This is a genomic window from Blastococcus haudaquaticus (assembly GCF_900230285.1).
GTDB classification, from domain to species: domain Bacteria; phylum Actinomycetota; class Actinomycetes; order Mycobacteriales; family Geodermatophilaceae; genus Blastococcus_B; species Blastococcus_B haudaquaticus.
In genome coordinates this window covers 800530-826720 of sequence record NZ_OCNK01000001.1, presented here as the reverse complement: position 1 = coordinate 826720, position 26191 = coordinate 800530, and the positions used below count along the sequence as shown (strand labels likewise).

Here is a 26191-nt window from a genome sequence, read left to right as displayed (position 1 = left end):
TCCCGCTCGTCGTACCGGGGTGCGACGCTGCTCCGGTGAGCACCGAGCGGTTGGTCGTCATCGGCGGGGACGCCGCGGGGTTGTCGGCGGCGGCCCAGGCGCGGCGGCTGCGCGGTGCCTCCGAGCTGGAGATCGTCGTGCTGGAGCAGGGCCCGGAGATCTCCTACTCCGCCTGCGGCATCCCGTACTGGATCGGCGGGCTGGTCGAGGACCGCGACCAGCTGCTCGCCCGCACCCCGGCCGACTTCGCGGCGCAGGACGTCGTCGTCCGCACCGGCACCCGTGCCGAGGGGATCGACCTCGCGGCCCGGCAGGTCGTGGTCGGCGGCGAGCGGCTGGGCTACGACTCCCTCGTCGTCGCGACGGGCGGCAAGCCCTTCCGGCCGCCCATCGCGGGGCTCGACGCCGACGGCGTGCACGGGGTGCACCGCCTCGCCGACGGCGCCGACATCCGGGCTGCCATCGCGGCGGGTGCGAAGCGGGCCGTGGTCCTCGGCGGCGGGTACATCGGGCTGGAGATGGCCGAGGTGCTGCAGACCCGCGGCCTCGAGGTGACCGTCGTCCTCGCCGACCCGCTCCCCATGGCGCAGCTGGACGACGACATGGGCGAGAAGGTCTGCGCCGCGATGTGCGCGATGGGCATCGACGTGCAGTCGAACCAGCCGGTGCGCGAGATCGAGGTGGGGGTCGACGGCGCGGTCCGCGCGGTGCGCACCGACGAGGGCAGCTACGACACCGACCTCGTCGTGCTCGGGCTGGGCATGGGGCCGGAGACGACGCTGGCGCGGGAGGCGGGCCTGGCCCTGGGCACGACCGGCGCCGTCGACGTCGCGCACACCCAGCGCAGCCGCTCGCACCCCGAGGTCTTCGCCGCGGGCGACTGCGCGCAGACCTTCCACCGGATCACCGGCGAGGCGATCCACGTCGCGCTCGGCACGCACGCCAACAAGCAGGGGCGGGTGGCCGGGTCGGTGATCGGCGGGCGGCCGGCCCGCTTCTCCGGCGTCCTCGGGACGGCGATGACCAAGGTCGGTGACGTCGAGGTCGCACGGACCGGCCTGTGCACCACCCAGGCGGAGGAGGGCGGCTACGACTACCGCACCGAGCTGATCGAGTCCTCCACCCGGGCCGGCTACTACCCGAGGGCCGCACCCATCCACGTCAAGCTCATCACCGAGCGCGGCTCCGGCCTGCTCCTGGGTGCGCAGATCGTCGGGGGTCCGGGCAGTGCGAAGCGGATCGACGTGTTCGCCACGGCGATCTGGGCCGGGATGCACGCCGAGGAGCTCGCCGGGGCCGACCTCTCCTACGCGCCGCCGTTCTCGCCGACCTACGACCCGGTGGTCGTTGCCGCCCGCGTCGCGAGCCGCGTCGAGACGGGCTGAGCGGTGGGGGAGGACAGCGAGGTCCGCGACGCGGACTGGTACGGCGAGGACCTCTCCGGTCAGGAGCACGAGGGCGTGCGGTTCACCGGCGTCGACCTGTCGGAGGCCACGGGGGAGGGCGCCGTCTTCACCGACTGCACGTTCGCCGACTGCAAGCTCAACGGCGTCCGGTTCACCGACGCCGCCTTCCTCAACTGCACCTTCACCGGCTGCTCGTTCTTCCAGGCCGAGTTCACCGGGTGCAAGCTCGTCGGCAGCCGGTTCGAGCGGTGCACGTTCGACCTCATGAGCGTCGACGGCGGCGACTGGTCGTTCGTCGTCCTGCCCGGTGCCGACCTCACCCGCGCCACGCTGGCCGGCACCCGCCTGCGCGAGGCCGACCTGACCGGGCTGCGGGCCGCCGGAGGGATGCTGCGCGGGCTGGACCTGTCGGCCGCCGAGCTGGCCGGCGCCGACCTGAGCGGGGCGGACCTCCGGGGGAGCGACCTCTCGGCGCTCGATCCGCGCGACGCCCGGCTGGCCGGCGCGGTGATCGACGTGGCCCAGGCCGTCGTGCTGGTCACCTCTATCGGGCTCGACGTCCGCCCCGACGCCCCGCAGTGAGCGGTCCAGCGGAATACTGATCACCGAGCAGCGCCGAGCATCGACGACAGGAGCGCCACGCATGCCCATCGCGACCCCCGAGGTCTACGCCGACATGATCCGCCGGGCGAAGGAGGGCGGCTTCGCCTACCCGGCGATCAACTGCACCTCGTCCGAGACGGTCAACGCGGCCCTCCGCGGGTTCGCCGATGCGGGCAGCGACGGCATCATCCAGTTCTCCACCGGGGGAGCGGAGTTCGGCTCCGGCACCCGCGTGAAGGACATGGTCACCGGCGCGGTGGCGCTGGCGGAGTTCGCGCACGTCGTCGCCGAGAAGTACCCGGTGAACGTGGCGCTGCACACCGACCACTGCCCGAAGGACAAGCTCGACTCCTACGTCCGTCCGCTGATCGCGCTGTCGAAGGACCGGGTCGACGCCGGGCAGGAGCCGCTGTTCCAGTCGCACATGTGGGACGGCTCGGCCATCGACCTCGACGAGAACCTGCAGATCGCCGAGGAGCTGCTGGAGCGGGCCGCCGCGGCCAAGATCGTTCTCGAGGTGGAGATCGGCGTCGTCGGCGGCGAGGAGGACGGCGTCGCGCACGACATCAACGAGAAGCTGTACACCGCCGAGGGCGACTTCGTGGCCACCGCGCGGGCGCTGGGGCTGGGCGACCGGGGGGTCTACCTGCTGGCGGCCACGTTCGGCAACGTCCACGGCGTCTACAAGCCGGGCAACGTGAAGCTGCGTCCGGAGATCCTCAAGCAGGGGCAGGACGTCGTCGCGAAGGAGTTCGGTCTCTCCGACGACAAGCCCTTCAGCCTGGTCTTCCACGGCGGGTCGGGTTCGGCGCAGTCGGAGATCCGCGAGGCGCTGTCCTACGGCGTGGTGAAGATGAACGTCGACACCGACACCCAGTACGCCTTCACCCGGCCCATCGCCGGCCACATGTTCGGCAACTACGACGGCGTCCTGAAGGTCGACGGCGAGGTGGGCAACAAGAAGGCCTACGACCCGCGCAGCTACCTCAAGGCCGCCGAGACCGGCATGGCCGCGCGGATCGTCGAGGCGTGCGAGGACCTGCTGTCCGCCGGCCAGTCGACGGGGGCGTGACGGTGACGCACTCCCACAACCTGCTGGGCGAGCCGGACCCCACGCTCCTGCCGGGCAACCCCGAGGCAGACCGCGAGCTGGCGGAGGGCACCCCGCCGGCCGAGGTGGCCGCGCACCACCCGACGGTGAGCGCGGCCTGGGCGGCGCTGGCCGAAACGGCCATCGACCGTCCGGAGCGGCGGCTCACCGACACCATCGAGGCCTACGCCTACGCCCGCACCGGCTACCACCGCGGTCTGGACGCGCTGCGCCGCAACGGCTGGAAGGGGTTCGGCCCCGTCCCGTGGTCGCACGAACCCAACCGCGGCTTCCTGCGCTGCGTGACGGTCCTGGCGAAGGCGGCCGAGGCGATCGGCGAGCACGACGAGCAGGAACGTTGCACGCAGCTGCTCCGCGACTGCGACCCCTCGCTCGCCCCCTGAGGTCACTGACGGTAAGCCGTGGTCCGCGTGCCGTAGCGCGATGACCAGGGCGTTCCTGTCCGAGGTTTGCCAGATCGGCGTGACGGTCATCACTGTGCGTGCGCGACGCCGCCAGGGCGTCGCGGACAAGGAGACCGTCATGGACAGCGCAACGCTGCTGTGGATCCTCGCCGTCATCCTGGTGGTGGCCGGGATCTTCGCTCTCTTCCGGCGCCAGATGCTCTGGGGCATCGTGCTCATCGTCGCGGGCCTGCTCGTCGGGCCTGGCGGGGTGAGCGTCTTCACCTGAGCGCGCCCCGGGCCCCTTCCGGGCCCGGGGGCTCAGCGGTCGCCGAGCTCGGAGTGCAGGGCGGTCAGGGCGGAGGTGAGGGCGCTGAACTCCTCGCCCCCCGCCATCAGCCGCATCAGGTCCGCGGCGTCCACGTCGTCGCGCGTCAGCGTGCCGGCCACCGACCCGTGCGCCAGCAGCAGGAACCGGTCGCCCACCAAGTGCGCGTAGCGGGGGTTGTTGGTCACCAGGAGCACCGCCAGACCCTCCTTCCGGGCCGCCACGATCGCCTGGAGCAGGAGGGTCTGCTGGGCGACCGTGAGGGGAGCCGTGGGCTCGTCCACGAGCAGGGCCCGGGCGCCGAAGTGAACGGCGCGGGCGATGGCCAGGCTCTGGCGGGCACCCGCCTGCAGCGTGCTGGCGGGCTGATCCGGATCGACCCGCGGCACGCCCACGCGGGCCATCGCCCGGACGGTCGTCTCCCGCGCCCGGTCGACGTCGAGCCGCCGCAGGGGCCACACCCCGCGGGTGGGCTCGGCGCCGAGGAAGAAGTTGCGCCAGATCGACAGCAGTGGCGCGACCGCCAGGTCCTGCCAGACGGTCGCGATCCCGGCAGCGCGCGCCTGGCGCGGGGACCGGAAGCGGACGGGCTCGCCCCGGAGCAGGAGCTGCCCCTCGTCGTGCGCCCGGAGCCCGGAGAGCACGGCCACGAGGGTCGACTTGCCCGACCCGTTCTCGCCCAGCACGCAGGTGATCTCCCCGGCCGGCAGCGCCACGCTCACCCGGGACAGGGCGGCCACGCTCCCGTAGTGGACGCTGAGCCGTCGCAGCTCCAGTTCCGGCAGGAGCGGCGCCGGGGCGCGACCGTCGGCCTCGGGGCTCACGAGCGCGGCACCGCCTTGAGGCGCCGGCGGACGACGCCGTTGGCCAGGAGTGCCACCAGCAGCAGCACACCCAGCAGTGCCTGGAACCAGCGCGGATCCCAGCCGGCCAGGGCGATGCCCTGGCGGGCCACGGCGTAGACCAGCGCGCCGACGGCCGCCCCGACGGCCGACCCGTAGCCGCCGGTGAGCAGGCAGCCGCCGATGACCGCCACCACGACGTAGTCGATCCCCGCGCCGAGGCCCGCGTTGGTCACGAGCACGCTCTCCAGCCGCAGCAGGGCCAGGGTGCCGATGAGCCAGCCCGCGGTCGCCGTCAGGCAGAACAGCGTGATCGTGGTCCCGCGCACGGGGACGCCGAGTTCGCGGGCGGCGGTCCGAGCACCGCCGCTGGCGAAGACCGCGTTGCCGAACCTGGTGCGCCACAGGGCCCAGCCGGCCAGCGCGGTCGCGGCCGCCCACCACAGCACCGAGACCTGGAACCGCCCGCCGGCGATCTCCGCGGAGGACCCGAAGACGGCCGCGGCGGACTCCCAGCCCGTGGCCCGGTCCAGGCCGGTCACCTGGGTGGAGCCGGTGACCGCCTCGAAGCCGGCCAGCGCGGTGCCCTGGAGGACCAGGAACGTCGCGACGGTCACCAGGAAGCTGGGCAGCCCGGTGTTGATGACCAGCACCCCGTTGACGACGCCCACGGCGAGGGATGCGGCCAGCGACGCCGTCAGCGCCGGCCAGGTCGCCCAGCCCGCGTGACCGATGAGGATGGCCGACAGCAGCGAGCTGGCCACCGCCACGACGCCGACCGAGAGGTCGAACTGCCCGGCGACGAGGAGCAGGGCGACCGCCACCGCCCCGATGCCCAGGCTCGCGGCGACGTCCAGGACCCCGGCCACGCCGGCGGCGGTGAGCAGCTCCGGTGCCTGGACACCGAAGAACAGCACCACGACCACGAGCCCGACGAGCGCCGGCAGGCTGGGCCGGTCCAGCGCCCTCGCGAAGAGCCGACGCTGGTCCGACGCCACGACGGAGGAGGCGCCGAAGGTGGGCTGTCCCTCGGCGATCACGGGCGCGGCATCCCGGGCGGCGGGCAGGGCGACGGCAGCGGGGACCTCCTCGACGGGCGGGGTGCCGACCCAGTGTCCACGACGCCCCCGTGCCTCCGCAGGGGCCCGCCGGAGGATGCTCCGTGACTAGGGCTGGAGGCGCCAGCGCACGCGGTCGTCGGCGTACCAGGTCCACCGGTGGACGGCACGGGGGTAGGCGACCCCGTCACGGATGATGCGCGCCGGATCCGAGGCGATCTGGACGGCCCGGCCGCTGGTGTGCCGCGTGGGCCGCAGCGGCTGGACCATGACGGTGACGCCGATGGTGTCCACCGCCCGCCAGTCGGGACGCACGTCGATCCGGGTGATCTCCCCGTCGGCGACCTTGATGTCGTCGTGGTGGGCCTGCAGGCCGAGTCGCCGGCTCAGGGAGCGGCGACCGTCCCCGGCGGCCTCCACCCGGCCGTGGTGCAGGAGGACCCCGCCGTGGTCGTCGCGGACGAGGCACAGGTCGCGGGGCTCGCCGGTCCCGACCCCGATGTCGCGCGCCAGGGCGAGCGACGCCTTGTCCCCCGACGGCTCCCAGGCGACCGGCACGAGGGCGGTGCGCTCGGCCTTCAGCAGGACCGAGAGGACGGCGGCGAGTCCCGCCACGGGTCCTCGCACACGGAGCGCTCCGGCGTCGGCGGCGGGCGCGACGTCCTCCGGTCGGGGGGCCTGACCGGGGTCCAGACGGCGGAGGTCCAGCTGCACGTCGGCCATGCGGATACCCTGCCATCTGCCAGCCGGGAACCTCCGGTGCCGATCAGCGAGGAGAACCAGGACCCGATGCCGGCTGTCGTGCTGATCGGTGCCCAGTGGGGGGACGAAGGCAAGGGGAAGGCCACCGACCTCCTCGGCGGCCGCGTCCCCTACGTCGTCCGCTACCAGGGCGGCAACAACGCGGGCCACACGGTGATCACCCCGGACGGTGAGAAGTACGCGCTGCACCTGATCCCGTCCGGCATCCTCACGCCGGGCTGCACGCCGGTCATCGGCAACGGCGTCGTGATCGACCCGCAGGTGCTGATAGGCGAGCTGGCGGGCCTGGACGAGCGCGGGGTGGACACCTCGCGGCTGGTCATCTCCTCGGACGCGCACCTGATCATGCCGCACCACCGGGCGCTCGACAAAGTCACCGAACGCTTCCTGGGCAAGCGCAAGATCGGTACCACCGGGCGTGGCATCGGCCCCGCCTACGGCGACAAGGTCGCCCGCGTCGGCATCCGCGTGCAGGACCTGCTGGACCTCTCGATCCTGCGGCAGAAGCTCGAGGGCACGCTCCAGGAGAAGAACCAGATCCTGGTGAAGGTCTACAACCGCAAGGCCATCGACGTCGACGAGGTGGTCGAGGAGTACGCCGGGTACGCCGAGGTGCTCAAGCACCGGATCGCCGACACCCGGCTGCTGCTCGGCAACGCGCTCGACGCCGGGGAGTGGGTGCTGCTGGAGGGCTCGCAGGGGACCCTGCTCGACGTCGACCACGGCACGTATCCCTTCGTGACGTCGTCGAACCCGACGGCGGGCGGTGCCGCGGCCGGTTCGGGCATCGGTCCCACCCGGATCGACCGCGTCGTCGGGATCCTCAAGGCGTACACGACCCGCGTCGGCTCGGGTCCCTTCCCCACCGAGCTGTTCGACGCCAACGGCGAGTACCTGCGCAAGCAGGGCGGCGAGGTCGGCGTGACGACCGGCCGGGACCGCCGCTGCGGCTGGTTCGACGCGGTGGTGGCCCGCTACGCCAGCCGGGTCAACGGGATCACCGACTACTTCCTCACCAAGCTCGACGTGCTCTCCGGCCTGGAGACGGTGCCGATCTGCGTCGCCTACGACGTCGACGGCGTCCGGCACGAGGAGATGCCGATGACGCAGACGGACTTCCACCACGCGAAGCCGGTCTACGAGGAGATGCCCGGCTGGTTCGAGGACATCCGGCACTGCCGGTCCTTCGCCGAGCTCCCGGCGAACGCCCAGGCCTACGTGCGACGACTCGAGGAGCTCTCCGGGGCGCGGATCAGCGTCATCGGCGTCGGCCCCGGCCGCGACGAGAACGTCGTGATCCACGATCTGATCGGCTGAGCCGGCCTAGGTGCCGTGACCGGCGGACGGTCCGGAGTGGGCATCGGTGGCCCCACCGGACACTCCGCTATCCGATTGCGCAGGACGCTTGGACACGTGAACCAACCGCCGGCACGCGTCGTTCTACTCCGGTACGAACGCGCTCAGAGCGCGTACACGGGCAGAGGGAGCACGTCATGAGACGTCGTTGATCAGTAGCGGCTGTACTGGGAGTCGCGGCGGCGGTGCCGCCGCGGATGGGGACGGCGAGCGCCGCCGGGGCCGCGATCGTCAACGGGGACTTCGAGACGGACGCCGTCGGCTCCACCACGGTGACCGGCTGGACGTTCGCTGCCCGCCGCGGGCACCTACCGCTTCGTGTTCGTCGCCGGCACCTACGACCAGAGCTGGGCATGGCGGCAGGCGCGGTGCTCTACGTGGACAACATCCGTGTCGTCCCGACCATCACGGGGACAGGGCTCGATCTGGAGCCGCTGTTCGGTGTGGATGATGCCGTGGGGAACGCGCCGATCCAGCTCACCGGTGCGGGGCTGATGCCCGCCTCGCCGTGGAAGGCGGAGCTGCACTCGACGCCGGTGCACCGGGCGTGGACCTGGTGCTGCCGGTGTCCATCGGTGGAGGCCTGCTGCTGGCCGCCGCGGCGGCCTTCCTGGGCGCCCGTCGGGTGCGTCAGCGGGGCTGAGGACCGCAACAGCGTCATGATGCCGACCGTCGGGTTCGTCGCCCGGCGGTCGGCACCGGAACGAATCGTCGGACCGCGGTCGGATCCGCTCCAAGGGAAGAGGAGGAGCCTGCAGATGTCCCGTCCGGACGAGCCGTCGATGATCGCGGACGACGCCACCCGGCCTCTGTTCCGGAAGTTGCCGCCGCTGGACGGGCCGCTCCCGCATTCGGAGAAGTCGGTGGCCGCATCGCCGGATGAGCTGCCGAACCGCAACGTGGCATTCGTCGCCCTCCGGACCGCTGGGGAACTGCTCGGCTCGGCGGCGGTGATCGTCCTGCTCTTCCTCGCCTACCAGCTTTTCGTGGCCGACGAGATCGCGGCGCGGCAGCAGGACGCGCTGGTCGACCGGGTGGAGGCGGAATGGGAGGCCCCCACCCAGCTCGAGACGCCGCAGGAGGTCGAGGCCCTGGCGGTGCTGCGCATCCCCCGGCTGGGGACCGACTACCGGCGGGCGGTCGTCCAGGGCACCAACGGAGCCGCCCTGGCACAGGGGCCGGGGCACTATTCCGACACCGCGATGCCGGGGGAGGTGGGCAACTTCGCCGTGGCCGGACACCGCGACGGCCGAGGATCGCCGTTCCAGGAGCTCGACGAGCTGCGTCCCGGCGATCCCGTGATCGTCGAGACCGCGGACACCTGGTACGTGTACCGCGTCCTCGGTGATTCAGGCAGCGGCAAGTTCACCGGAGACGCCAGCGGCATCCCGGGCCGGCAGATCGTCAGCCCGGACGCAGTGCAGGTCATCTCGCCCACACCCAACCAGCCCGCATCCGCGGCGGCCAGCGGCCGATATCTCACGCTGACGACGTGCCACCCGGAGTACTCGGCGCGGCAACGACTGATCGTTCACGCAGTCCTCGACGGCACCGGCACACCCAAGTCCGAGCTTCCCGACGGGCCGGAGGAGCTGCGGGAGGCCTGACCTCACGTCCGCCGGAAGGTCAGCCCCACCCGCCGCGACGTGCCGGTCGGATCGTCCAGCACTGCCGAACGTCCAACGGACACGGCAAGGTCACGGCGCGACTCTCCGCCCCCACGCGTCCCGATGGACTCATGCCCCCCGGGCGCGTCGTGTAACCCACAGTTGCACCTTCGCTACGTTCCGCAAACAGGCGTGATCGTGTGCGCACCGGTCGGAGCAGAGGGAGAGACATGAGACGACGTCGGTCGCTGGCGGCCGTACTCGGGGTGGCGGCAGCGGTGTCGGTGTCGCTGCCGATGGGGACAGCGAGCGCCGCAGGGCCGGCCATCGTCAATGGTGACTTCGAGGCCGATCCGGTCGGGTCGACGACGGTCGCCGGTTGGACGCTCACCAACGACCTCGTGGACCTCGGGGTGACGAGCCTCGGGGGCTGCGTCACGGTGGACACCAGCGACTACACCACCCTCCGGGACTACGCGAACGAGGCGCGGCCGATTCGGGACGACGTCATTCCGGTGGGGGCGGGGAACGAGCTGCTCGTCCACGGTACGACCACCACGGTCTGGCTCGACCAGGTCGGCGCGGTGACGACGGCCGGCGCTACGGACGCGCGCCAGATCTTCTTCGGCACGGCAACCGACCCAGGTGGCCTCCCGTTCACGGACTTCTACGTCGTCGAGGGCGCCGAGACATGGCCCATCGACGCCGTGGGCTACATCGGTGGGAACTGGGACTTCGTCGACGGCTTCTACGCCAACGTCTTCCCGGACTACTCCAGCGTGTCCGACCCCACCGTGCGCGGCGACGACGTGGGAACGGCGAGTGACGCGACGTACTGGGACGGGGCTCCCCTGCTGGGGTCGGTCACGGTGGACGCGGGGACCGCGCAGGACCCGGATGTGGCCCCGTCGTCCACCGCGCTGGAGCTGTCCAGCGACATGATCGCCTACGAGGAGGGCTACGTCGCGCACGGCCCGGCGGTCGTCAGCGATCCCTTCACCACCCAGGGCAATCGGACGGTCACCCTGGACTGGGCGGCTTCGGGCGCCGAGGACGACTACCACGTCCTCGGGTACGCCCTGAACGTCGACACTTGTCAGCAGATCGAGGTGCTGGACTCCACGGGGGAGGAGAGCGCCTGGCAGAGCACGTCGGTGTCGCTGCCCGCCGCGGGCACCTACCGCTTCGTGTTCGTCGCCGGCACCTACGACCAGAGCTGGGGCATGGCGGCAGGCGCGGTGCTCTACGTGGACAACATCCGTGTCGTCCCGACCATCACGGGGACAGGACTCGATCTGGAGCCGCTGTTCGGTGTGGATGATGCCGTGGGGAACGCGCCGATCCAGCTCACCGGTGCGGGGCTGATGCCCGCCTCGCCGTGGAAGGCGGAGCTGCACTCGACGCCGGTCCTCCTGGCATCGGGCGTCACCGATGCGAGCGGGAACTTCTGGATGCTCAGCAATCTGCCGTCGACGGTCGAGGCCGGCAAGCACCAGATCATCCTCAGCGGGACCGCGCCGGACGGCACACCGCGCACCGACACGGTCTGGATCACCGTCACGGCGGCCGGCACCATCGGCTACTTCTCCCTGGAGGGGGAGGAGGGCAGCGGGGCGACGAACCTCCTGACCTCCACCGCGCAAGGCCCCGTGCTGGCCACCACGGGCGTGGACCTGGTGCTGCCGGTGTCCATCGGTGGAGGCCTGCTGCTGGCCGCCGCGGCGGCCTTCCTGGGCGCCCGTCGGGTGCGTCAGCGGGGCTGAGGACCGCAACAGCGTCATGATGCCGACCGCCGGGTTCATCGCCCGGCGGTCGGCACCGGAACGAATCGTCGGACCGCGGTCGGATCCGCTCGAACGCAGGACTTCAGCACCCGCCCGCCACCGGGTGGAGACCGCCGCATCGACGCTTCGCGTGTAACCCATGCCGTCGACGCCCTAGCGTGGCTGCGGGACCGCCGGTGACCGACGTGCGGGCAGGACGGCCAGGTCGTCGGCGAGCTCCCGGACGGCCTGGACGGCGTGGTCGGGGGAGTCGGTGATCAGGCCGTCGACGCCCAGGGCCAGGAGCTGACGCGCCTCGCCGATGGCGTCACCCAGGGCCTCGGGCGCGTCGCCGAGGCGGAGGTGCGCCGGGAGGAACGCGTTCTCCGCCCGCAGCGTCCAGCAGAACACCGCGAGCGCGGCGCGGTGCGCCTCGTCGACCAGCGGGGAGTGCAGCCCCGTCGCGCCGGTGCCGAGGCCGCGGAGGATCCGCTCCACGCTCGGGGCGATGCCCTGGGCGTAGGTGGAGATCTCCCGCAGACCGGCCGGGGTGACCATGCGGTCGCCCTCGGCGAAGTCGTTGATCAGCTGGACCATCTGCGGCCCGTGCTCGCCGAGGCGGCTGCGCAGGTCGCGCAGGACGGCGGCGTCGAAGGACTGCAGCATGACCGAGCCGTGCTCGTCGGTCGCCCCGAGCCGGCGGAGCTCGTCGGTGACCAGCTCGGCCATGGGCAGGTCCTGCTCGGCCGACCAGTCGTGGTGCTTGAGCTCGGCGAGGACGCGGATCTGGCGCTCGTCGCTGGACCGCGTGCGGGCCAGGTCGATGACCTCCGCGAGGGTCAGGATGCCGAAGTGGCCGTCGTAGGCGGAGTTGAGCGGCCGGTACTCGGGCATCCGCTCGACCGCGCGCAGCGTGCGCAGCTCGGCGAGCGTGAAGTCCTCGGTGAACCAGCCGGTGCAGCGCTGGTCGTCGACGACCTTGGTGGTGCGGCGGTCGACGAACTCGGGGCGGCTGCTCACGTCGGTGGACCAGGAGAGCTCGCTCTCGTGCCGGACCACGAGGACGCCGTCGCGGGAGACCACGACGTCGGGCTCGATGACCTCGGCGCCGAGCTCGATCGCCAGCTCGAAGCTCGCGGTCGTGTGCTCGGGACGGTAGGCGGGGGCACCTCGGTGCCCGATGACGACAGGACGGGGAAGGCGGGTCGCAGGGCGCAGTGCCAGCGACTCGGTCGCGCGCATGTCCTTCACAGAACCTTAATCGGATGGCGATGGAGTGAACTGGAGCCAACGGGTCGCGCACAATTGAAGAGACACCACGCTGACCAGCGGTGCACCATGCGTCCCGTGACGCAGATCTCATGTTTCGGCTGGGGCGGAAGTGACCAACCGCCATCCGGAACGGTTTCGGCACGGGTCGCCCGCGTCGACCGGGGCCGCCTCACGGTGCTGACGGATCAGGGGGACCGGCGGGTCGTCCCGGCGGCCTCGCTGTACGCGTCCGGCGACACGGGTCCGGCGGTCGGTGACTGGGTGGTGCTGCGCGGCGAGCTGGCCGTCGAGATCCTGCCCCGCACGACCGCCTTCGTCCGCACCGTCGCCGGCCGGACGTCGGCACCGCAGGTCGTGGCCGCCAACATCGACGTCGTCCTGGTGGTCGACGCGATGACCGGGAACGCGCGCCTGCGCCGGATCGAGCGCTATCTCGCCGTGGCATGGAGTAGCGGCGCCACCCCCGTCGTCGTCCTCACGAAGGCCGATCTGTGCGACGACGTCGCCACCGCGGTCGCGGCGGTCCGCGAGGACGCCGTCGGGGTGGAGGTCCTGCCCGTCAGCTCGGTGACGGGGGAGGGCGTGGCGGAGCTCCGCGCGCTGCTCGGCCCCGGGCGGACGGCGGCCATGGTGGGGCCGTCGGGGGTCGGCAAGTCCAGCCTCGCCAACGCGCTCGCCGGCCGCACCGTGGCGGCCACCCGCGACATCCGGGAGGACGGGCGCGGCCGGCACACGACGACCGTGCGTGAGCTGCACGGGCTGCCGGGCGGGGCGTTCCTCATCGACACCCCCGGGATGCGGGAGCTCGCGCTCCACGACGACGCCGGCGGGGTGGACACCGCCTACGCCGACGTCGCCGAACTCGCGGCCGACTGCCGGTTCCGGGACTGCGCCCACCGAGGCGAACCCGGGTGCGCGGTCGCAGCGGCCATCGACGACGGCCGGCTCGACCCCGCCCGCTTCTCCGGCTGGCGCAAGCTCCAGGCGGAGGCGCACCGTCAGGCGCTGCGTCTCGACGCCCGTGCCCGGGCCGAGGAGCGCGCCCGGCTGCGGTCCTTCCACAGGGCACTCAAGGACCAGCCCAACCGTCCGCGCGCGGGCCGCTGAGCCCCGCTCGGTAGCGTCCCGGCCCGTGCGCGTCCTGGTGATCGGCTCCGGTGCCCGGGAGCACGCCCTGTGCGTCGCTCTGTCCTCCGACCCCGCGGTGGGCGCGCTCGCCTGCGCCCCCGGCAACGCCGGTACCCGCGCGCTCGCCGAGCCCCTCGCCGTCGACGCCGCCGACCCCGACGCGATCGCCGCCGTGGCCGGCGCCTGGCGGGCCGACCTCGTCGTCATCGGTCCGGAGGTACCGCTAGTCGCGGGTGCCGCCGACGCCGTCCGCGAGGCCGGCATCGCCTGCTTCGGCCCGTCGGCGGAGGCGGCTCAGCTCGAGGGCAGCAAGTCCTTCGCCAAGCACGTGATGGACGCCGCCGGTGTGCCGACGGCCCGCGCCTGGCCGGTCGGTGGCCCGGCGGAGCTCGAGACGGTGCTCGACGAGGTCGGGGCGCCCTTCGTCGTCAAGGACGACGGGCTGGCCGCCGGCAAGGGCGTCCTCGTCACCGACGACCGCGATGCGGCGCTGGCGCACGGCCGCGGGGTCCTGGACGCCGGCGGCGCGGTCCTGGTCGAGGAGTACCTCGACGGCCCCGAGGTCTCCCTGTTCGCGATCACCGACGGGACGACGGTGCTGCCGCTGGTCCCCGCGCAGGACCACAAGCGCCGCGACGACGGGGACGGCGGCCCGAACACCGGAGGCATGGGCGCCTACGCCCCGTTGCCATGGGCGCCGCCGGGGCTGGTCGAGGAGGTGCTCGCGACCGTGCTCCAGCCGACCGTCGACGAGATGGCCCGCCGCGGCGAGACGTTCAGCGGGCTGCTGTACGCCGGTCTGGCGCTCACGTCGCGCGGCATCCGGGTGGTGGAGTTCAACGCCCGCTTCGGCGATCCCGAGACCCAGGTCGTCCTGCCGCTGCTGGAGACGCCACTGGCCGGGCTGCTGCACGCGGCCGCGACCGGCACCCTGGCCGAGCACCCGCCGCTGCGCTGGCGCCCGGGCGCCGCCGTCACGGTCGTCGTCGCCGCGTCGGGCTATCCCGAGCGGCCGCGGACCGGCGACCCGGTCACCGGTGCGGACGGCGAGGGGGTGCTGCACGCCGGCACCGCCGTGGCCGCCGACGGCAGCGTGGTGTCCGCGGGTGGCCGCGTGCTGGCCGTGACCGCGGTCGGCGAGGACCTCGCCGCCGCCCGGCAGACCGCCTACGAGCGGGTCGCGGGTGTCCGTCTCGCCGACGCGCACTGGCGCACCGACATCGCCCTGGCGGCCGTCGAGGGGCGAATAAGGATTGGTTGACTCCGCTCGGCCCCGTCCAGAGGCTCGCCGCGAGCCTGCGAGTGGTGAGGGGGACGGGGTCCTTACGCCGCCGTGACCACCGGCCGCGCCCGCTCGGGGCGCGGCTCCGGCGGGCGTGGACCCTCGTGCCGGCGGCTGAGGTACGTGCCGGCGACGTTCATGCAGGCCACCGTGGGAACGGCGATCAGCGCGCCGAAGATGCCGCCGATCAGCAGGCCGGCCGCGATGGCCAGCACCACGGCGAGCGGGTGCACGTGCACGGCGCGCCCCAGCAGCAGGGGCTGCAGCACGTGGCCCTCGAGCTGCATGACGGCGACGACCACCCCGAGCGCGATCAGCGCCTTGATGGGACCGACGGACACCAGGGCCACCAGCACGGCGACCGACCCGGCGAGGAACGAGCCGATGATCGGGATGAACGCGCCGAGGAAGACCAGGGCCGCCAGCGGGATGACCAGCGGCACGCCCAGGACGGCCAGCCCGATGCCGATGCCGACGGCGTCCACCAGGGCCACCGCGACCGTCGCCCGGACGTAGGAGATGAGCGTCCGCCACGACCGGCGGGCGGCCTCGTCGAGGTAGGCCCGCGAGTCGGCCGGGAAGAGGCCGACCAGCCAGAGCCAGATCGACCGGCCGTCCTTGAGGAAGAAGAACAGCGTGAACAGCGCCAGGACGATGCCGGTGAAGACCTCGCCGACGGTGGCGGCCGTGGTGAGGGCGCCGGTGGCGAGCTCCTCCTGGTTGCCCACGAGGAAGTCCTGGGCCTGGCCGACCGCGTCCTCCAGCTGGCCCCGCGTGATGGGGAACGTCCGGACGACGAAGGACTGCACCTCTCCGAGGCCCTCGCTGACCTGGGCCGCGAGGTCGCTGAAGCCGGCGGTGAACCGTTCGACGACCAGCGTGATGATCCCGGCGACCACCGTGAGGCCGACCAGCAGCATCGTCGTGGCGGCCAGCCCCCGGGGCCAGCCGCGCTTCGCGAGCCCCGCCGCGCCGGGCTGGAGCAGCGCGGCCAGCAGCAGCGCGACGATCACCGGGACGACGACGACCGCGATCATGGTCGCCGCGTACAGGAGCACGTAGAACCCGGCGAGCACCACGATGATCCGCCAGGACCAGGCGGCCGCGGTCCGCAGACCGAACGGGACGTCGTCCTCGGCGGCCGAGCGACGCGGCGGAGCGGACCTCGTGCGGCGAGGCGCGCCGCCCTCGGGGGACCGCCGGGCCGGCGGGCCGCTCACCCCACCCGGGCCGACGGCGCCGTCCAGGTCGGGGGCGCCGGGTGCCGGGCTGCCGAGGGGCGGCCGGCTGGAGCCGTTCGCCGCGGGTTCGCCGTCGTCGGGCTCGTCGTCGGGGTGGTTCTCGGCATGGTCGTCGAGGTGGTCGGCGGGGTGGTCGAGGTCGACCGGGCCGTGGTGGTGCCAGGCGTGGGGGTCGTGCTCCCGGGCGGCGCGGATCCGCTCGCGGGCGCGGGCGGTGAGGTCGCGTGCACGTCGTCGCATCGCTCACCTCCAGGTAGGGCCGTCGATGATCACGCTAGCCCTGCGGGAGCCGGTCCCTTCGGCGCGAACGAGCTGAGCAGAGGCAGGCGGTACCCGCCGGGTCGAGCGCTACACCCGGCGGCCTGGTCAGTCCGCGTACCAGGGCAGGTCGATGCCTCCGTTCGCGCCGACGACCTGCTCCCCGGCCTCCAGCTCCTCGGCCCAGCGGGTGAGCCAGCCCTCGAACCGGCGCGCCTCGACGGAGGCGCTGTCCTCGTGGTTGCGGAAGAGGACCTCGCCGGTCTCGGCGTCCAGGCACAGGCCGTTGCCCGAACCGTCGGCGGTGAAGCCCACCCAGGACGGCCGCCACCAGTCCTCCATCGGGCCGAGGTCGTCGCTGATCTCCCGCAGCATCGTCCACTCGTCGGCGATGTCTGCGGCGCTGAGCAGTTCGTGCCCCTCCGTGATCGAGCCGACCCCCTCGGCCTGGCCGTCGTGGCGGGCCAGCGACCGGCGCAGCGGCGCCGGGAGGGGCCGGCCGATCGTCGTCTCGACCGACCGCAGCGCCTCCTCGCTCGCACCGGGCGCCAGGACGCCTGTGCCGCGTGGGTGGTGCTCGGCGAGCCAGCGCTCGATCCGCTCCCACGCCGCGTCGACCGCCTCGTCACCCTGGACGTCGGGCTCGGGCCGCCGGTCCGGAGCCCGCCAGCGCAGCAGGTAGGTCGTGCCCGGCACGAGGCCTTCCGCGGCGACGTGGGCGGCGATCTCGTCCTGGTCCAGCACGACCTCGCGGCCGCCCCCGGCGACCTCCAGCGTGACGTCCAGCAACGAGCGCGCGAGCCGCTCGAGGGTCGCGCCCACCCGCGGCCGTGCCGCCTCGTCGAGGACCCCGGCGCCGCCGTCGTCCGATGCCAGCTCCAGCCGCTCACGCCGGAGCAGCCCGCGCCGCACGACGCCCACGGGCCATTCACCGGCCCGCCGCACCTCGTCCGCGAGGGCCTCGCCCTTGTGGCGGTGCATGCCTTCGGCGTCGAGGACGATCCTGGTCATGGCGCCGGACCGTAGCTCCGCACCGCGCCACCCGAGGTCCGCACCGGAGCGGTTCATCCGAACGGCCGACCGCCCGGCGCGCGCGAGGGGTCACGCGGCCGGACCAGCCACATGGGAGCCCGCGCACAGGGATGCGGGAGGATGTGCCCGTGGCGCGACGAGCTGAGCAGTGGCAGGCGGGACCGGCATGATCGAGCGCTACACGCTCCCCGAGATGGGCCGGGTCTGGAGCGACCAGCACAAGTACGAGCTGTGGTGCCGGGTCGAGACGCTGGTGCTCGAGGCGCACGCGGCCGCCGGACGGGTGCCCGCCGACGTCGTCGAGCCGGTACGCAACGCGCCGCCGCCCACGCCCGAGCGGGTCGCCGAGATCGAGCAGACGACGCAGCACGACGTCATCGCCTTCCTCACCGCCTGGGCCGACAACACCGAGCCGCGCTCGGCGGCCGCCTACGTGCACCACGGCATGACGTCGTCCGACCTCCTGGACACCGCGCTCGCCGTGCAGCTGACCGACGCCACCGACGTGCTCCTGGCGAAGGCCGACCGCCTGGTCGCGGCCCTGCGCGACCACGGCCTGGCGCACCGGGACACGATCAAGGTGGGCCGCACGCACGGCGTGCACGCCGAGCCCGACGTGTGGGGCCACCGGGTCGCCGATCTCGCCTTCGCCGCCGCCCGGTCCCGGGACCGCCTGCGCGAGGCCCGCGCCCGGGTCGGCGTGGTCGCCATCTCCGGCGCCGTCGGCACGTACTCCCTCATCGACCCGTCGGTGGAGGGGCACGTGGCGGAGGCGCTCGGGCTGCGGGCCGCCGAGGCCTCGACCCAGGTGGTCATCCGCGACTCGGTGAGCGAGTGGGTCTCCGCGCTCGCGATCATCGCGACGGTCTGCGAGGCGATCGCCCTCGAGGTGCGGCACGGCCAGCGCACCGAGGTGCGGGAGCTGTCGGAGGCGTTCGGCGCGGGGCAGAAGGGCTCCAGCGCGATGCCGCACAAGAAGAACCCGATCCGCTCCGAGCGCATCGCCGGCCTGGCCCGGGTGGTGCGGGCGGCGATCGTGCCGGTGATGGAGGGCATCCCGCTCTGGCACGAGCGCGACATCTCGCACTCGTCCACCGAGCGGGTGTTCCTGCCCGACGCCGCGATCACCACCGACTACCTGCTGGACCTCACCGCCGGCCTGGTCGAGAACCTCGTCGTCGACGTCGACCGGATGCGCGCGAACCTGGAGTCGACCGGCGGTCTGATCTACACGTCGTCGGTGCTGCTGGAGCTGGTCGAGGGCGGGCTGTCCCGCGAGGACGCGTACGCGCTGGTGCAGTCCGCGGCGATGCAGACCTGGCAGAGCGGGACACCGTTCCGCGAGACGTTGCGCTCGAAGGCCGACGCATCGGACGTGACCCTCGACGAGGCGCGGCTGGACGAGATCTGCCGGCCCGAGCAGTACGTGGCCAACCTCGGCCCGCTGTTCGACCGGCTGGCTGCGCTGACGTGAGCCTCGACCTGCCCCTCGTCGCGCGCGGCAAGGTGCGCGAGATCTACGATGCCTCCTCTCCGGCCGCCCCCGACCGCCTGCTACTCGTGGCGTCCGACCGCATCTCCGCGTACGACCACGTGCTGCCGACGCCGATCCCGGACAAGGGGCGGGTCCTCACGCAGCTGTCGGTGTGGTGGTTCGAGCAGCTGGCGCCGGTGCTGTCGTCGTTCGGCGCCTCGCACCACCTGGTGAGCGCCGCGGATGTCCCCGCCGAGGTGGCCGGCCGGGCGATGCTCGTGCGCCGGCTGGAGATGCTGCCGGTGGAGTGCGTGGCCCGCGGCTACCTCTCGGGCTCGGGGACGGTCGAGTACTCCCGCACCGGGTCCATCCGGGACGTCGCCCTGCCGGCGGGCCTGGTCGAGGGCTCGAGGCTGCCCGCGCCGGTGTTCACGCCGTCCACCAAGGCGGAGATCGGCGAGCACGACGAGGCGATCGACTTCTCCGCCGTCGTCTCTGCTGTCGGGGCCGACCGTGCCGAGGAGCTGCGGGCGCTGACGCTGGCGCTGTACTCGCGGGGCGCGGAGATCGCGCTGGACGCCGGCATCGTGCTGGCCGACACCAAGTTCGAGTTCGGGCTGGCGGGGGACGCGCTGGTGCTGGGCGACGAGGTCCTCACGCCGGACTCGTCCCGCTTCTGGCCGGCGGCCACGTGGTCGCCCGGGTCGGTGCAGCCCTCCTACGACAAGCAGTACGTCCGCGACTGGCTGACGTCGTCCGGCTGGGACCGCGTCTCCCCGCCGCCGGAGCTGCCGTCCGACGTCGTCGAGGCCACCCGCGAGCGCTACGTCGCCGCCTACGAGCAGCTGACCGGCACGCGGTTCGTCTAGACGAGATCGCCGATCTCGGCCCCATCACGTAGCTGAAGCGGGCCAGATCGCCGATCTCGTCGAGGTCTGTGGACGGCGCCTGCGTGGCGTGCCCGCGCTGCGCCACTCTGCCGCGGTGCCGAGCCGACGCGTTCCCACCCGACTGACCGGACCCGCCACCCGTGCCATGGCCCGAGAGGCCGGGATCAGCGACAAGCAACTCCGGCACCGGGAGGTCGTGCGGCTCTCCCGCGACACCTACGCACCGGCCGCTCTGACCGGTGCGCTGCGGACGCGGCTGCCGGCCGTGCTCCTGACCGCGCCGCCGGGCGCAGTGGTCAGCCATGCCACCGCCGCCGCGCTGTGGGGAATCGAGATTCCGTTCCAACCGCAACCGGACGAGCGGGCAGACCTCACGGTGGCGCCCGGCTCCCGGGCCGAGAGCCGGGCCGACCGGCGCATCCATCGCAGCGATCTGCTCCCGGAGGACGTGACGAGGCGGGCGTCCCTCCCGGTGACGACGCCCGCCCGCACGTGGCGCGATCTCGCCGGCGTATTGCAGCCGCCGGCCCTCCTGGCGGTCACCGACCAGTTGCTCGATGGCCTGTGCACGCGCGCGGAGCTCGAGAGGCAAATGGCGCGGCGTCCGAAGGGCCGTGGGTGTGCCCGTGCACGGGCCGTCCTGCCGATCGCGGACAGACGGTCGGAGTCGCCGATGGAGTCGGTGCTCCGCTGGCTGATCCACGAGGCCGGTTCGCCGATGCCCGACCTGCAGGTCGACGTCCACTCGGACGGCGGGTCGTTCGTCGGCCGGGCGGATTTCCTGTGGCGCGACCGCAGGGTGCTCGTGGAGTTCGACGGTGACCACCACCGCGAGCGTTCGACCTTCGTCAAGGACCTCCGCAGGCAGAACGGTCTCGTGGCGGCCGGCTGGACCATCCTGCGGTTCAGTTCCGCCGATGTGGTCGGCCGGCCCGCGTACGTGATCGCCACCATCCGGCGTGCTCTTCGCTGACGAGATCGGCGCTCTCGCCGTCTTCAGGGGGCTGATACGGGCGAGATCGCCGATCTCGGCCGGAAGGAGAGGCCAGGGTCACCGGGAGCGCGTCGGGTGGCCGGCAGCGCCCTTGTACGCTCGACGGCGTGTCCCGGGTGGTCGTCGACGTGGTCCTCAAGCCGGAGATCTCCGACCCCCAGGGTCAAGCGGTGCTCGGAGCGCTGGGCCGGCTCGGCCACGACAGCATCACGAGCGTCCGCCAGGGCAAGCACTTCGTGCTCGAGGTCGACGGCACCCCGGACGAGGCCGAGCTGAAGCAGATCGCCGAGACGCTGCTGGCCAACCCCGTCATCGAGGACGTCGAGCTGCACGTCACCACCGACTGAGAGAGCAATCGTGCGCATCGGTGTCATCACCTTCCCGGGCTCCCTGGACGACGTCGACGCCGCCCGCGCGGTGCGTCTCGCCGGCGGCGAGCCGATCCCCCTCTGGCACGGGGACCACGACCTGAAGGACGTCGACGCCGTCGTCCTCCCCGGTGGCTTCTCCTACGGCGACTACCTGCGCGCCGGTGCCATCGCCGCCCGGGCGCCCCTGATGCAGGACGTCGTCACGCGCGCCCGCCAGGGTCTCCCCGTGCTCGGCATCTGCAACGGCTTCCAGGTGCTGTGCGAGGCGGGCCTGCTGCCGGGCGCGCTGACACGCAACAGCCACCTGCACTTCCGCAACCGTGACCAGGTGCTGGTGGTGGAGCGGGCCGACACCACGTGGACCTCGGACTACCGCGCGGGCCAGCGGATCGTCATCCCGGTCAAGAACGGCGAGGGCCGCTACGTGGGCTCCGACGCCGACCTCGACCGTCTCGAGGGCGAGAACCGGGTCGTGTTCCGCTACGCCGACGGCAACCCGAACGGCTCGAGCCGGGACATCGCCGGCGTCACGAGCGAGAACGGCCGGATCGTCGGCCTCATGCCGCACCCCGAGCACGCCATCGAGGACCTCACCGGCCCCAGCACCGACGGCCTCGGCTTCTTCACCAGCGTCCTGAAGTCGGTCGTCGCAGCGTGAGCGACGACGGAACGGCGGGGCACGCGAGCGCGACCGCAGGCCTCTCCGACCTCGACACCGGCCCCGGTCGGCTCGCGAACCGCCTCGACACCGTCGACCTGGCGGCGGGCACGCCCGACGACGAGCAGCCGTTCGCCGAGCTGGGTCTCAAGGCCGACGAGTACGCCCGCATCAAGGACATCCTCGGACGCCGCCCCACCACGGCCGAGCTCGCGATGTACAGCGTCATGTGGAGCGAGCACTGCTCCTACAAGAGCTCCAAGGTGCACCTCCGCCAGTTCGGCGACCTGCCGCCCAGCGACGCCCTGCTCGTCGGCATCGGCGAGAACGCGGGCGTCGTCGACGTCGGCGACGGCTACGCGGTGACCTTCAAGGTCGAGTCGCACAACCACCCCAGCTACGTCGAGCCGTACCAGGGCGCGGCCACGGGCGTCGGCGGCATCGTCCGCGACATCCTCACGATGGGCGCCCGCCCGATCGCCGTCATGGACTCGCTCCGCTTCGGCCGGGCCGACGCCCCGGACACCGCCCGCGTGCTGCCCGGCGTCGTCGCCGGCGTCGGTGGCTACGGCAACTGCCTGGGCCTGCCCAACATCGGTGGCGAGCTGCTCTTCGACGACTGCTACGCCGGGAACCCGCTGGTCAACGCTCTGTGCGTCGGCGTGATGAAGCACGAGGACGTCCGGCTGGCCAAGGCCGAGGGCGTCGGCAACAAGGTCATCCTCTTCGGCGCCCGCACCGGCGGCGACGGCATCGGCGGCGTCAGCGTGCTGGCCAGCGAGACCTTCGACGCCGAGGGGCCGGCCAAGCGGCCGGCCGTGCAGGTGGGCGACCCGTTCACCGAGAAGCTGCTGATCGAGGCGTGCCTGGAGATCTTCGCCGCCGACCTGGTCACCGGCATCCAGGACCTCGGCGGCGCCGGCCTCTCCTGCGCGACGTCCGAGCTGGCCAGCGCCGGCACCGGCGGCATGCACGTCGACCTCGACACCGTCCCGCTGCGCGACAGCACCCTGACGCCGGCCGAGATCCTGATGAGCGAGTCGCAGGAGCGCATGTGCGCGATCGTCGAGCCGGCCAAGGTCGCCGACTTCCTCGCGGTCTGCGAGAAGTGGGACGTGCTCGCGACCGTCATCGGTGAGGTCACCGACGGCGACCGGCTGACCGTCGACTGGCACGGCGAGCGGATCGTCGACGTCCCCCCGCGGACCGTGGCTCACGAGGGCCCGGTGTACGAGCGCCCGATGATCCGCCCGGCGGACCTCGACGCGCTCCAGGCCGACGACGCCGGCAGGCTCCCGCGGCCCACCACGGCTGCCGAGCTCCAGGCGCACTGGCTGGCCGTCGTCAGCAGCCCGGACGCCGCGGACAAGACCTGGGTCACCGAGCAGTACGACCGCTACGTCCGCGGCAACACCGTCCTGGCCCAGCCCGACGACGCCGGCGTCGTCCGCATCGACGAGGAGTCGAACCGCGGCATCGCCCTGGCACTGGACGGCAACGCCCGGTACGCGCGGCTGGACCCCTACCTCGGCGCCCAGCTGAACCTGGCCGAGGCCTACCGCAACGTCGCCGTCTCCGGCGCGAAGCCGCTCGCCGTCACCAACTGCCTGAACTTCGGCTCACCGGAGGAGCCGGAGGTCATGTGGCAGTTCGCCGAGGCGGTCCGCGGGCTCGCCGACGGCTGCCGGGAGCTCGGTCTGCCGGTGACGGGTGGCAACGTGAGCCTCTACAACCAGACCGGCGACGTCGCGATCAACCCGACGCCGGTGATCGGTGTGCTGGGCGTGCACGAGGACGTCCGCCGCCGCATCCCGTCCGGCTGGCGGAAGGCCGGCGAGACGGTGCTCCTGCTCGGCGCGACCGCCCCGGAGTTCGGCGGCTCGGCCTGGGCGAGCGTCGTGCACGGCCACCTCGGCGGCCGGCCCCCGGCGCTCGACCTGGCAGCCGAGCGCGCTCTGGCCGACCTGCTCGGTGCGCTGGGCAATCAGGCCCTGATCAGCTCGGCCCACGACCTGTCCGACGGCGGGCTGGCGCAGGGCCTCACGGAGTCCGCCCTCCGCCACGGCGTCGGCGCCCGTCTCCGCCTGGACGGCGACGCGTTCACCGCGCTGTTCAGCGAGTCCACCGCACGCGTCGTCGTCACCACGTCCGACCCGGGTGGCGTGAAGACGACGGCGCAGTGGGCCGGGGTGCCGGTGACGGAGCTGGGGACCACGGGCGGGGACGCCCTCGTCCTGGACGGCCTGCTCGAGCTGCCGCTCACCGAGGTACGAGCGGCGTGGACCGCGACCCTGCCGGCCCTGTTCGGCGGGCCGGAGCACGGCACGACGTTCACCGTCCCGGCGGGCACCGTCCCGACCAGCTGATGGACGGCCCATGGCTGGCGTAGCTCCCATCCCGGCGGAGGACCTGCGCGCCGTCCTCGAGCCGGTGCGGGCCTGGCTGGACGGCGAGGGCGAGCAGCCACCGCGGGCGGTGGTCGGCGCGGCGGTGAAGACCAGCGCGCGCTGGCTGGCCCAGCAGGTGCCCGGCCGGTCGGTGGAGCTGCGGGTCCCGCCGCACGTGGCGGTGCAGTGCATCGAGGGTCCCCGGCACACGCGGGGTACGCCGCCGAACGTCGTCGAGACCGACGCGGCGACCTGGCTGCGGCTGGCCACCGGGCGGCTCGGCTGGGCCGACGCCCTCGCCATCGGGAAGGTGACCGCGAGCGGCAATCGCGCCGATCTGTCGGGTCAGCTCCCGTTGCGGCCCCTCAGACAGCACTGAGCCCCGCCCGCAGGAGTGCGGACGGGGCTCAGCGAGTGTCGATCAGCCGCCGAAGAGGGCGCTGGCCGCCTTCACGGTGTTGTACAGCCCGTAGGCCAGCGGGACGCCGACCAACGCCCACGCGAAGGCGATGAGCCCCACGGGGGTGTGCGTGGGCTGCTGGTTCTGGGTCGAGGCAGGAGTGCTCATCGGACAGTGCTCCGTTCCGGGGCCGCCGCGGCGGTGGGGGCGTCGGTGGTCTTGGGCTCCCACCACTTCTCGGCGACCGGCTTGATCAGCAGGTTGGCGATGAAGCCGACGGCCAGGAGGCCGACCATGATGAACAGCGCCGGGCGGTAGTCGCCGGCCACGAGCTCACCCGGCGTGCCGCGCGAGTCGAGGACGCCGTTGACGATGAGCGGGCCGGCGACGCCGGCGGCCGCCCACGCGGTCAGCAGACGGCCGTGGATGGCCCCGACCTGGTACGTGCCGAAGAGGTCGCGCAGGTAGGCCGGCACCGTCGCGAAGCCACCGCCGTAGAAGCTGATGATGATCGCGGCGGTGATCACGAAGATCCAGGTCGCCGTGCTGCCCAGGGTCGCGAGGATGACGTAGAGCACGATCCCGACACCGAGGTAGACCATGTAGATCGGCTTGCGCCCGATGTAGTCCGACGTGGACGACCACACGAACCGGCCGCCCATGTTGAACAGCGACAGCAGGCCGACGAAGCCGGCCGCGGTGGCGGCGGCGACGGCGGAGCCGCCGTTCTCGCGGAAGAAGTCCTGGATCATCGGCGCGGCCTGCTCGAGGATGCCGATGCCCGCGGTCACGTTGCAGAACAGGACGGTCCACAGCAGCCAGAACTGCGGGGTCTTGATCGCGTTGTTGGCCGACACGTTCTCGGTGGTGACCAGGGACTTGGACTTGACCGACGCGGGGTCGAAGCCGTCGGGGCGCCAGTCGGCGGCGGGCACCCGGATGATGAAGGCGCCGAACATCATGAAGACCAGGTAGACCACTGCGAGGGTGAGGAAGAGCAGGGCGACGGAGTTGCCGCTGGGCACCGTGCCGGCCGTGCCGTCGTACCCGGGGTCGTAGAAGTTCATCAGCTGACGGGACAGCGGCGAGGCGATGAGCGCGCCACCACCGAAGCCCATGATCGCCATGCCGGTGGCCAGGCCCGGACGGTCGGGGAACCACTTGATCAGCGTGGAGACCGGCGAGATGTAGCCGATGCCCAGGCCGATGCCGCCGAGGACGCCGTAGCCGAAGTACAGCAGCCACAGCTGCTCGGTGTAGATGCCCAGCGAGCCGACCAGGAAGCCCGACACCCAGAAGACGGCCGAGGTGAACATCGCGGCGCGCGGGCCGTTCTTGTCCACCCAGGTGCCGAAGACGGCGGCCGAGAGGCCGAGCATGACGATCGCGATCGAGAAGATGATCCCGATCGAGGTGAGGCTGGAGTCGAAGTGCTCGACCAGCGCCGTCTTGTAGACGCTGGTCGCATAGGCCTGGCCGATGCACAGGTGGACGGCGAGGGCCGCCGGCGGGATCAGCCAGCGGTTGAACCCCGGCCGGGCGACGATGCGCTCGCGGGCCAGGAAGCTGGGTACTGCCACGGAAA

The 26191-nt window shown here is 72.7% G+C and carries 25 protein-coding genes; 17 read left to right on the top strand and 8 right to left on the bottom strand.

Translation table 11 applies throughout. The annotated features are described in order from the left end of the window. Positions 1–35: 35 nt before the first annotated feature. The 5 genes from CRP30_RS04080 (at position 36) to CRP30_RS04060 (ending at position 3792) form a co-directional block, all read left to right on the top strand. Positions 36–1385, top strand: coding sequence for an FAD-dependent oxidoreductase (locus CRP30_RS04080; RefSeq protein ID WP_097182624.1), 1350 nt, complete (start codon positions 36–38; stop codon positions 1383–1385). Between the two features lie 3 nt (positions 1386–1388). Continuing rightward, the gene (locus CRP30_RS04075; RefSeq protein ID WP_097182623.1) at positions 1389–1988 is read left to right on the top strand and encodes a pentapeptide repeat-containing protein; all 600 of its coding nucleotides are present in this window, start codon (positions 1389–1391) and stop codon (positions 1986–1988) included. Between the two features lie 61 nt (positions 1989–2049). Continuing rightward, a complete protein-coding gene (fbaA, locus tag CRP30_RS04070) occupies positions 2050–3081 on the top strand; it encodes a class II fructose-bisphosphate aldolase (protein WP_097182622.1) in 1032 nt (343 codons plus the stop codon). Continuing rightward, on the top strand, positions 3078–3503 hold the full coding sequence (locus tag CRP30_RS04065) for a DUF3151 domain-containing protein (protein ID WP_235003155.1): 426 nt from the start codon (positions 3078–3080) through the stop codon (positions 3501–3503). The genes fbaA and CRP30_RS04065 overlap by 4 nt, the downstream gene beginning before the upstream one ends. A gap of 40 nt (positions 3504–3543) precedes the next feature. Beyond that, entirely contained in the window at positions 3544–3792 is a 249-nt protein-coding gene (locus CRP30_RS04060; RefSeq protein WP_097182621.1) for a GPGG-motif small membrane protein, read from the top strand. 32 nt (positions 3793–3824) lie between these two features. Here CRP30_RS04060 and CRP30_RS04055 read toward each other — a convergent pair whose 3' ends face one another. The 3 genes from CRP30_RS04055 to CRP30_RS04045 form a co-directional block, all read right to left on the bottom strand. Beyond that, positions 3825–4655: an ATP-binding cassette domain-containing protein gene (locus tag CRP30_RS04055; RefSeq protein ID WP_097182620.1), complete on the bottom strand. Its 831-nt coding sequence runs from the start codon at positions 4653–4655 to the stop codon at positions 3825–3827. Beyond that, the gene (locus CRP30_RS04050) at positions 4652–5713 is read right to left on the bottom strand and encodes an ABC transporter permease (protein ID WP_097182619.1); all 1062 of its coding nucleotides are present in this window, start codon (positions 5711–5713) and stop codon (positions 4652–4654) included. Before CRP30_RS04050 ends, CRP30_RS04055 begins: the two co-directional genes overlap by 4 nt. A gap of 126 nt (positions 5714–5839) precedes the next feature. Beyond that, positions 5840–6454: a hypothetical protein gene (locus CRP30_RS04045; protein WP_097182618.1), complete on the bottom strand. Its 615-nt coding sequence runs from the start codon at positions 6452–6454 to the stop codon at positions 5840–5842. Between the two features lie 36 nt (positions 6455–6490). Between CRP30_RS04045 and CRP30_RS04040 the strand changes: the two genes are divergently transcribed. From CRP30_RS04040 to CRP30_RS04030, 3 genes are all read left to right on the top strand, one after another. Further along, complete coding sequence (locus CRP30_RS04040) at positions 6491–7810, top strand: adenylosuccinate synthase (RefSeq protein ID WP_235003154.1); 1320 nt, start codon at positions 6491–6493, stop codon at positions 7808–7810. Between the two features lie 797 nt (positions 7811–8607). Further along, a complete protein-coding gene (locus tag CRP30_RS04035; RefSeq protein ID WP_235003153.1) occupies positions 8608–9456 on the top strand; it encodes a class E sortase in 849 nt (282 codons plus the stop codon). 230 nt (positions 9457–9686) lie between these two features. After that, a complete protein-coding gene (locus CRP30_RS04030; RefSeq protein ID WP_143278396.1) occupies positions 9687–11219 on the top strand; it encodes a hypothetical protein in 1533 nt (510 codons plus the stop codon). 174 nt (positions 11220–11393) lie between these two features. Here the strand turns inward: CRP30_RS04030 and CRP30_RS04025 are convergent, their stop codons facing one another. After that, positions 11394–12461 (bottom strand): glycerophosphodiester phosphodiesterase family protein, encoded by a 1068-nt coding sequence (locus CRP30_RS04025; protein ID WP_097182616.1) that lies wholly within the window; start codon positions 12459–12461, stop codon positions 11394–11396. A gap of 204 nt (positions 12462–12665) precedes the next feature. Between CRP30_RS04025 and rsgA the strand changes: the two genes are divergently transcribed. Continuing rightward, entirely contained in the window at positions 12666–13598 is a 933-nt protein-coding gene (rsgA, locus tag CRP30_RS04020) for a ribosome small subunit-dependent GTPase A (RefSeq protein WP_235003152.1), read from the top strand. Positions 13599–13623: 25 nt separating this feature from the next. Beyond that, positions 13624–14880, top strand: coding sequence for a phosphoribosylamine--glycine ligase (purD, locus tag CRP30_RS04015; RefSeq protein WP_097182614.1), 1257 nt, complete (start codon positions 13624–13626; stop codon positions 14878–14880). Positions 14881–14942: 62 nt separating this feature from the next. Here the strand turns inward: purD and CRP30_RS04010 are convergent, their stop codons facing one another. Beyond that, complete coding sequence (locus tag CRP30_RS04010) at positions 14943–16382, bottom strand: AI-2E family transporter (protein ID WP_097182613.1); 1440 nt, start codon at positions 16380–16382, stop codon at positions 14943–14945. 126 nt (positions 16383–16508) lie between these two features. Then, positions 16509–17411, bottom strand: coding sequence for an SMI1/KNR4 family protein (locus tag CRP30_RS04005; protein WP_159961507.1), 903 nt, complete (start codon positions 17409–17411; stop codon positions 16509–16511). Between the two features lie 169 nt (positions 17412–17580). Between CRP30_RS04005 and purB the strand changes: the two genes are divergently transcribed. The 7 genes from purB to CRP30_RS03970 all read left to right on the top strand — a co-directional run bounded on the left by purB (position 17581) and on the right by CRP30_RS03970 (position 24585). Then, positions 17581–18906 (top strand): adenylosuccinate lyase, encoded by a 1326-nt coding sequence (purB, locus tag CRP30_RS04000; RefSeq protein ID WP_235003151.1) that lies wholly within the window; start codon positions 17581–17583, stop codon positions 18904–18906. Further along, positions 18903–19775 carry a phosphoribosylaminoimidazolesuccinocarboxamide synthase gene (locus CRP30_RS03995; RefSeq protein ID WP_097182611.1) on the top strand — a complete coding sequence of 291 codons (873 nt, stop codon included), beginning with the start codon at positions 18903–18905 and terminating at the stop codon, positions 19773–19775. The genes purB and CRP30_RS03995 overlap by 4 nt, the downstream gene beginning before the upstream one ends. 88 nt (positions 19776–19863) lie before the next feature. Then, positions 19864–20769: a DUF559 domain-containing protein gene (locus CRP30_RS03990; protein ID WP_159961504.1), complete on the top strand. Its 906-nt coding sequence runs from the start codon at positions 19864–19866 to the stop codon at positions 20767–20769. A 128-nt stretch (positions 20770–20897) separates the two neighbouring features. Then, entirely contained in the window at positions 20898–21137 is a 240-nt protein-coding gene (gene purS / locus CRP30_RS03985; protein ID WP_097182609.1) for a phosphoribosylformylglycinamidine synthase subunit PurS, read from the top strand. A gap of 10 nt (positions 21138–21147) precedes the next feature. Beyond that, positions 21148–21819: a phosphoribosylformylglycinamidine synthase subunit PurQ gene (gene purQ, locus CRP30_RS03980; RefSeq protein ID WP_097182608.1), complete on the top strand. Its 672-nt coding sequence runs from the start codon at positions 21148–21150 to the stop codon at positions 21817–21819. Next, complete coding sequence (gene purL / locus CRP30_RS03975; protein ID WP_200814522.1) at positions 21816–24185, top strand: phosphoribosylformylglycinamidine synthase subunit PurL; 2370 nt, start codon at positions 21816–21818, stop codon at positions 24183–24185. The genes purQ and purL overlap by 4 nt, the downstream gene beginning before the upstream one ends. Positions 24186–24195: 10 nt before the next feature. After that, positions 24196–24585 (top strand): sterol carrier family protein, encoded by a 390-nt coding sequence (locus CRP30_RS03970; protein WP_097182607.1) that lies wholly within the window; start codon positions 24196–24198, stop codon positions 24583–24585. A gap of 42 nt (positions 24586–24627) precedes the next feature. On the opposite strand, the gene CRP30_RS22670 is transcribed toward CRP30_RS03970, so the two are convergent. Then, on the bottom strand, positions 24628–24774 hold the full coding sequence (locus CRP30_RS22670; protein WP_200814521.1) for an MFS transporter small subunit: 147 nt from the start codon (positions 24772–24774) through the stop codon (positions 24628–24630). Further along, the gene (locus CRP30_RS03965; RefSeq protein ID WP_097182606.1) at positions 24771–26186 is read right to left on the bottom strand and encodes an OFA family MFS transporter; all 1416 of its coding nucleotides are present in this window, start codon (positions 26184–26186) and stop codon (positions 24771–24773) included. The genes CRP30_RS22670 and CRP30_RS03965 overlap by 4 nt, the downstream gene beginning before the upstream one ends. Between the last annotated feature and the right edge of the window lie 5 nt (positions 26187–26191).

Excerpts from the sequence above, each read along its gene's own strand:
- CRP30_RS04005 (WP_159961507.1), bottom strand. The coding sequence starts at position 17,411 with ATGACCAGGATCGTCCTCGACGCCGAAGGCATGCACCGCCACAAGGGC.
- CRP30_RS03970 (WP_097182607.1), top strand. The coding sequence starts at position 24,196 with ATGGCTGGCGTAGCTCCCATCCCGGCGGAGGACCTGCGCGCCGTCCTC.
- CRP30_RS04030 (WP_143278396.1), top strand. The coding sequence starts at position 9,687 with ATGAGACGACGTCGGTCGCTGGCGGCCGTACTCGGGGTGGCGGCAGCG.
- fbaA (WP_097182622.1), top strand. The coding sequence starts at position 2,050 with ATGCCCATCGCGACCCCCGAGGTCTACGCCGACATGATCCGCCGGGCG.
- CRP30_RS22670 (WP_200814521.1), bottom strand. The coding sequence starts at position 24,774 with ATGAGCACTCCTGCCTCGACCCAGAACCAGCAGCCCACGCACACCCCC.
- CRP30_RS04025 (WP_097182616.1), bottom strand. The coding sequence starts at position 12,461 with ATGCGCGCGACCGAGTCGCTGGCACTGCGCCCTGCGACCCGCCTTCCC.
- CRP30_RS04035 (WP_235003153.1), top strand. The coding sequence starts at position 8,608 with ATGTCCCGTCCGGACGAGCCGTCGATGATCGCGGACGACGCCACCCGG.
- CRP30_RS04010 (WP_097182613.1), bottom strand. The coding sequence starts at position 16,382 with ATGCGACGACGTGCACGCGACCTCACCGCCCGCGCCCGCGAGCGGATC.
- CRP30_RS04060 (WP_097182621.1), top strand. The coding sequence starts at position 3,544 with ATGACCAGGGCGTTCCTGTCCGAGGTTTGCCAGATCGGCGTGACGGTC.
- CRP30_RS04045 (WP_097182618.1), bottom strand. The coding sequence starts at position 6,454 with ATGGCCGACGTGCAGCTGGACCTCCGCCGTCTGGACCCCGGTCAGGCC.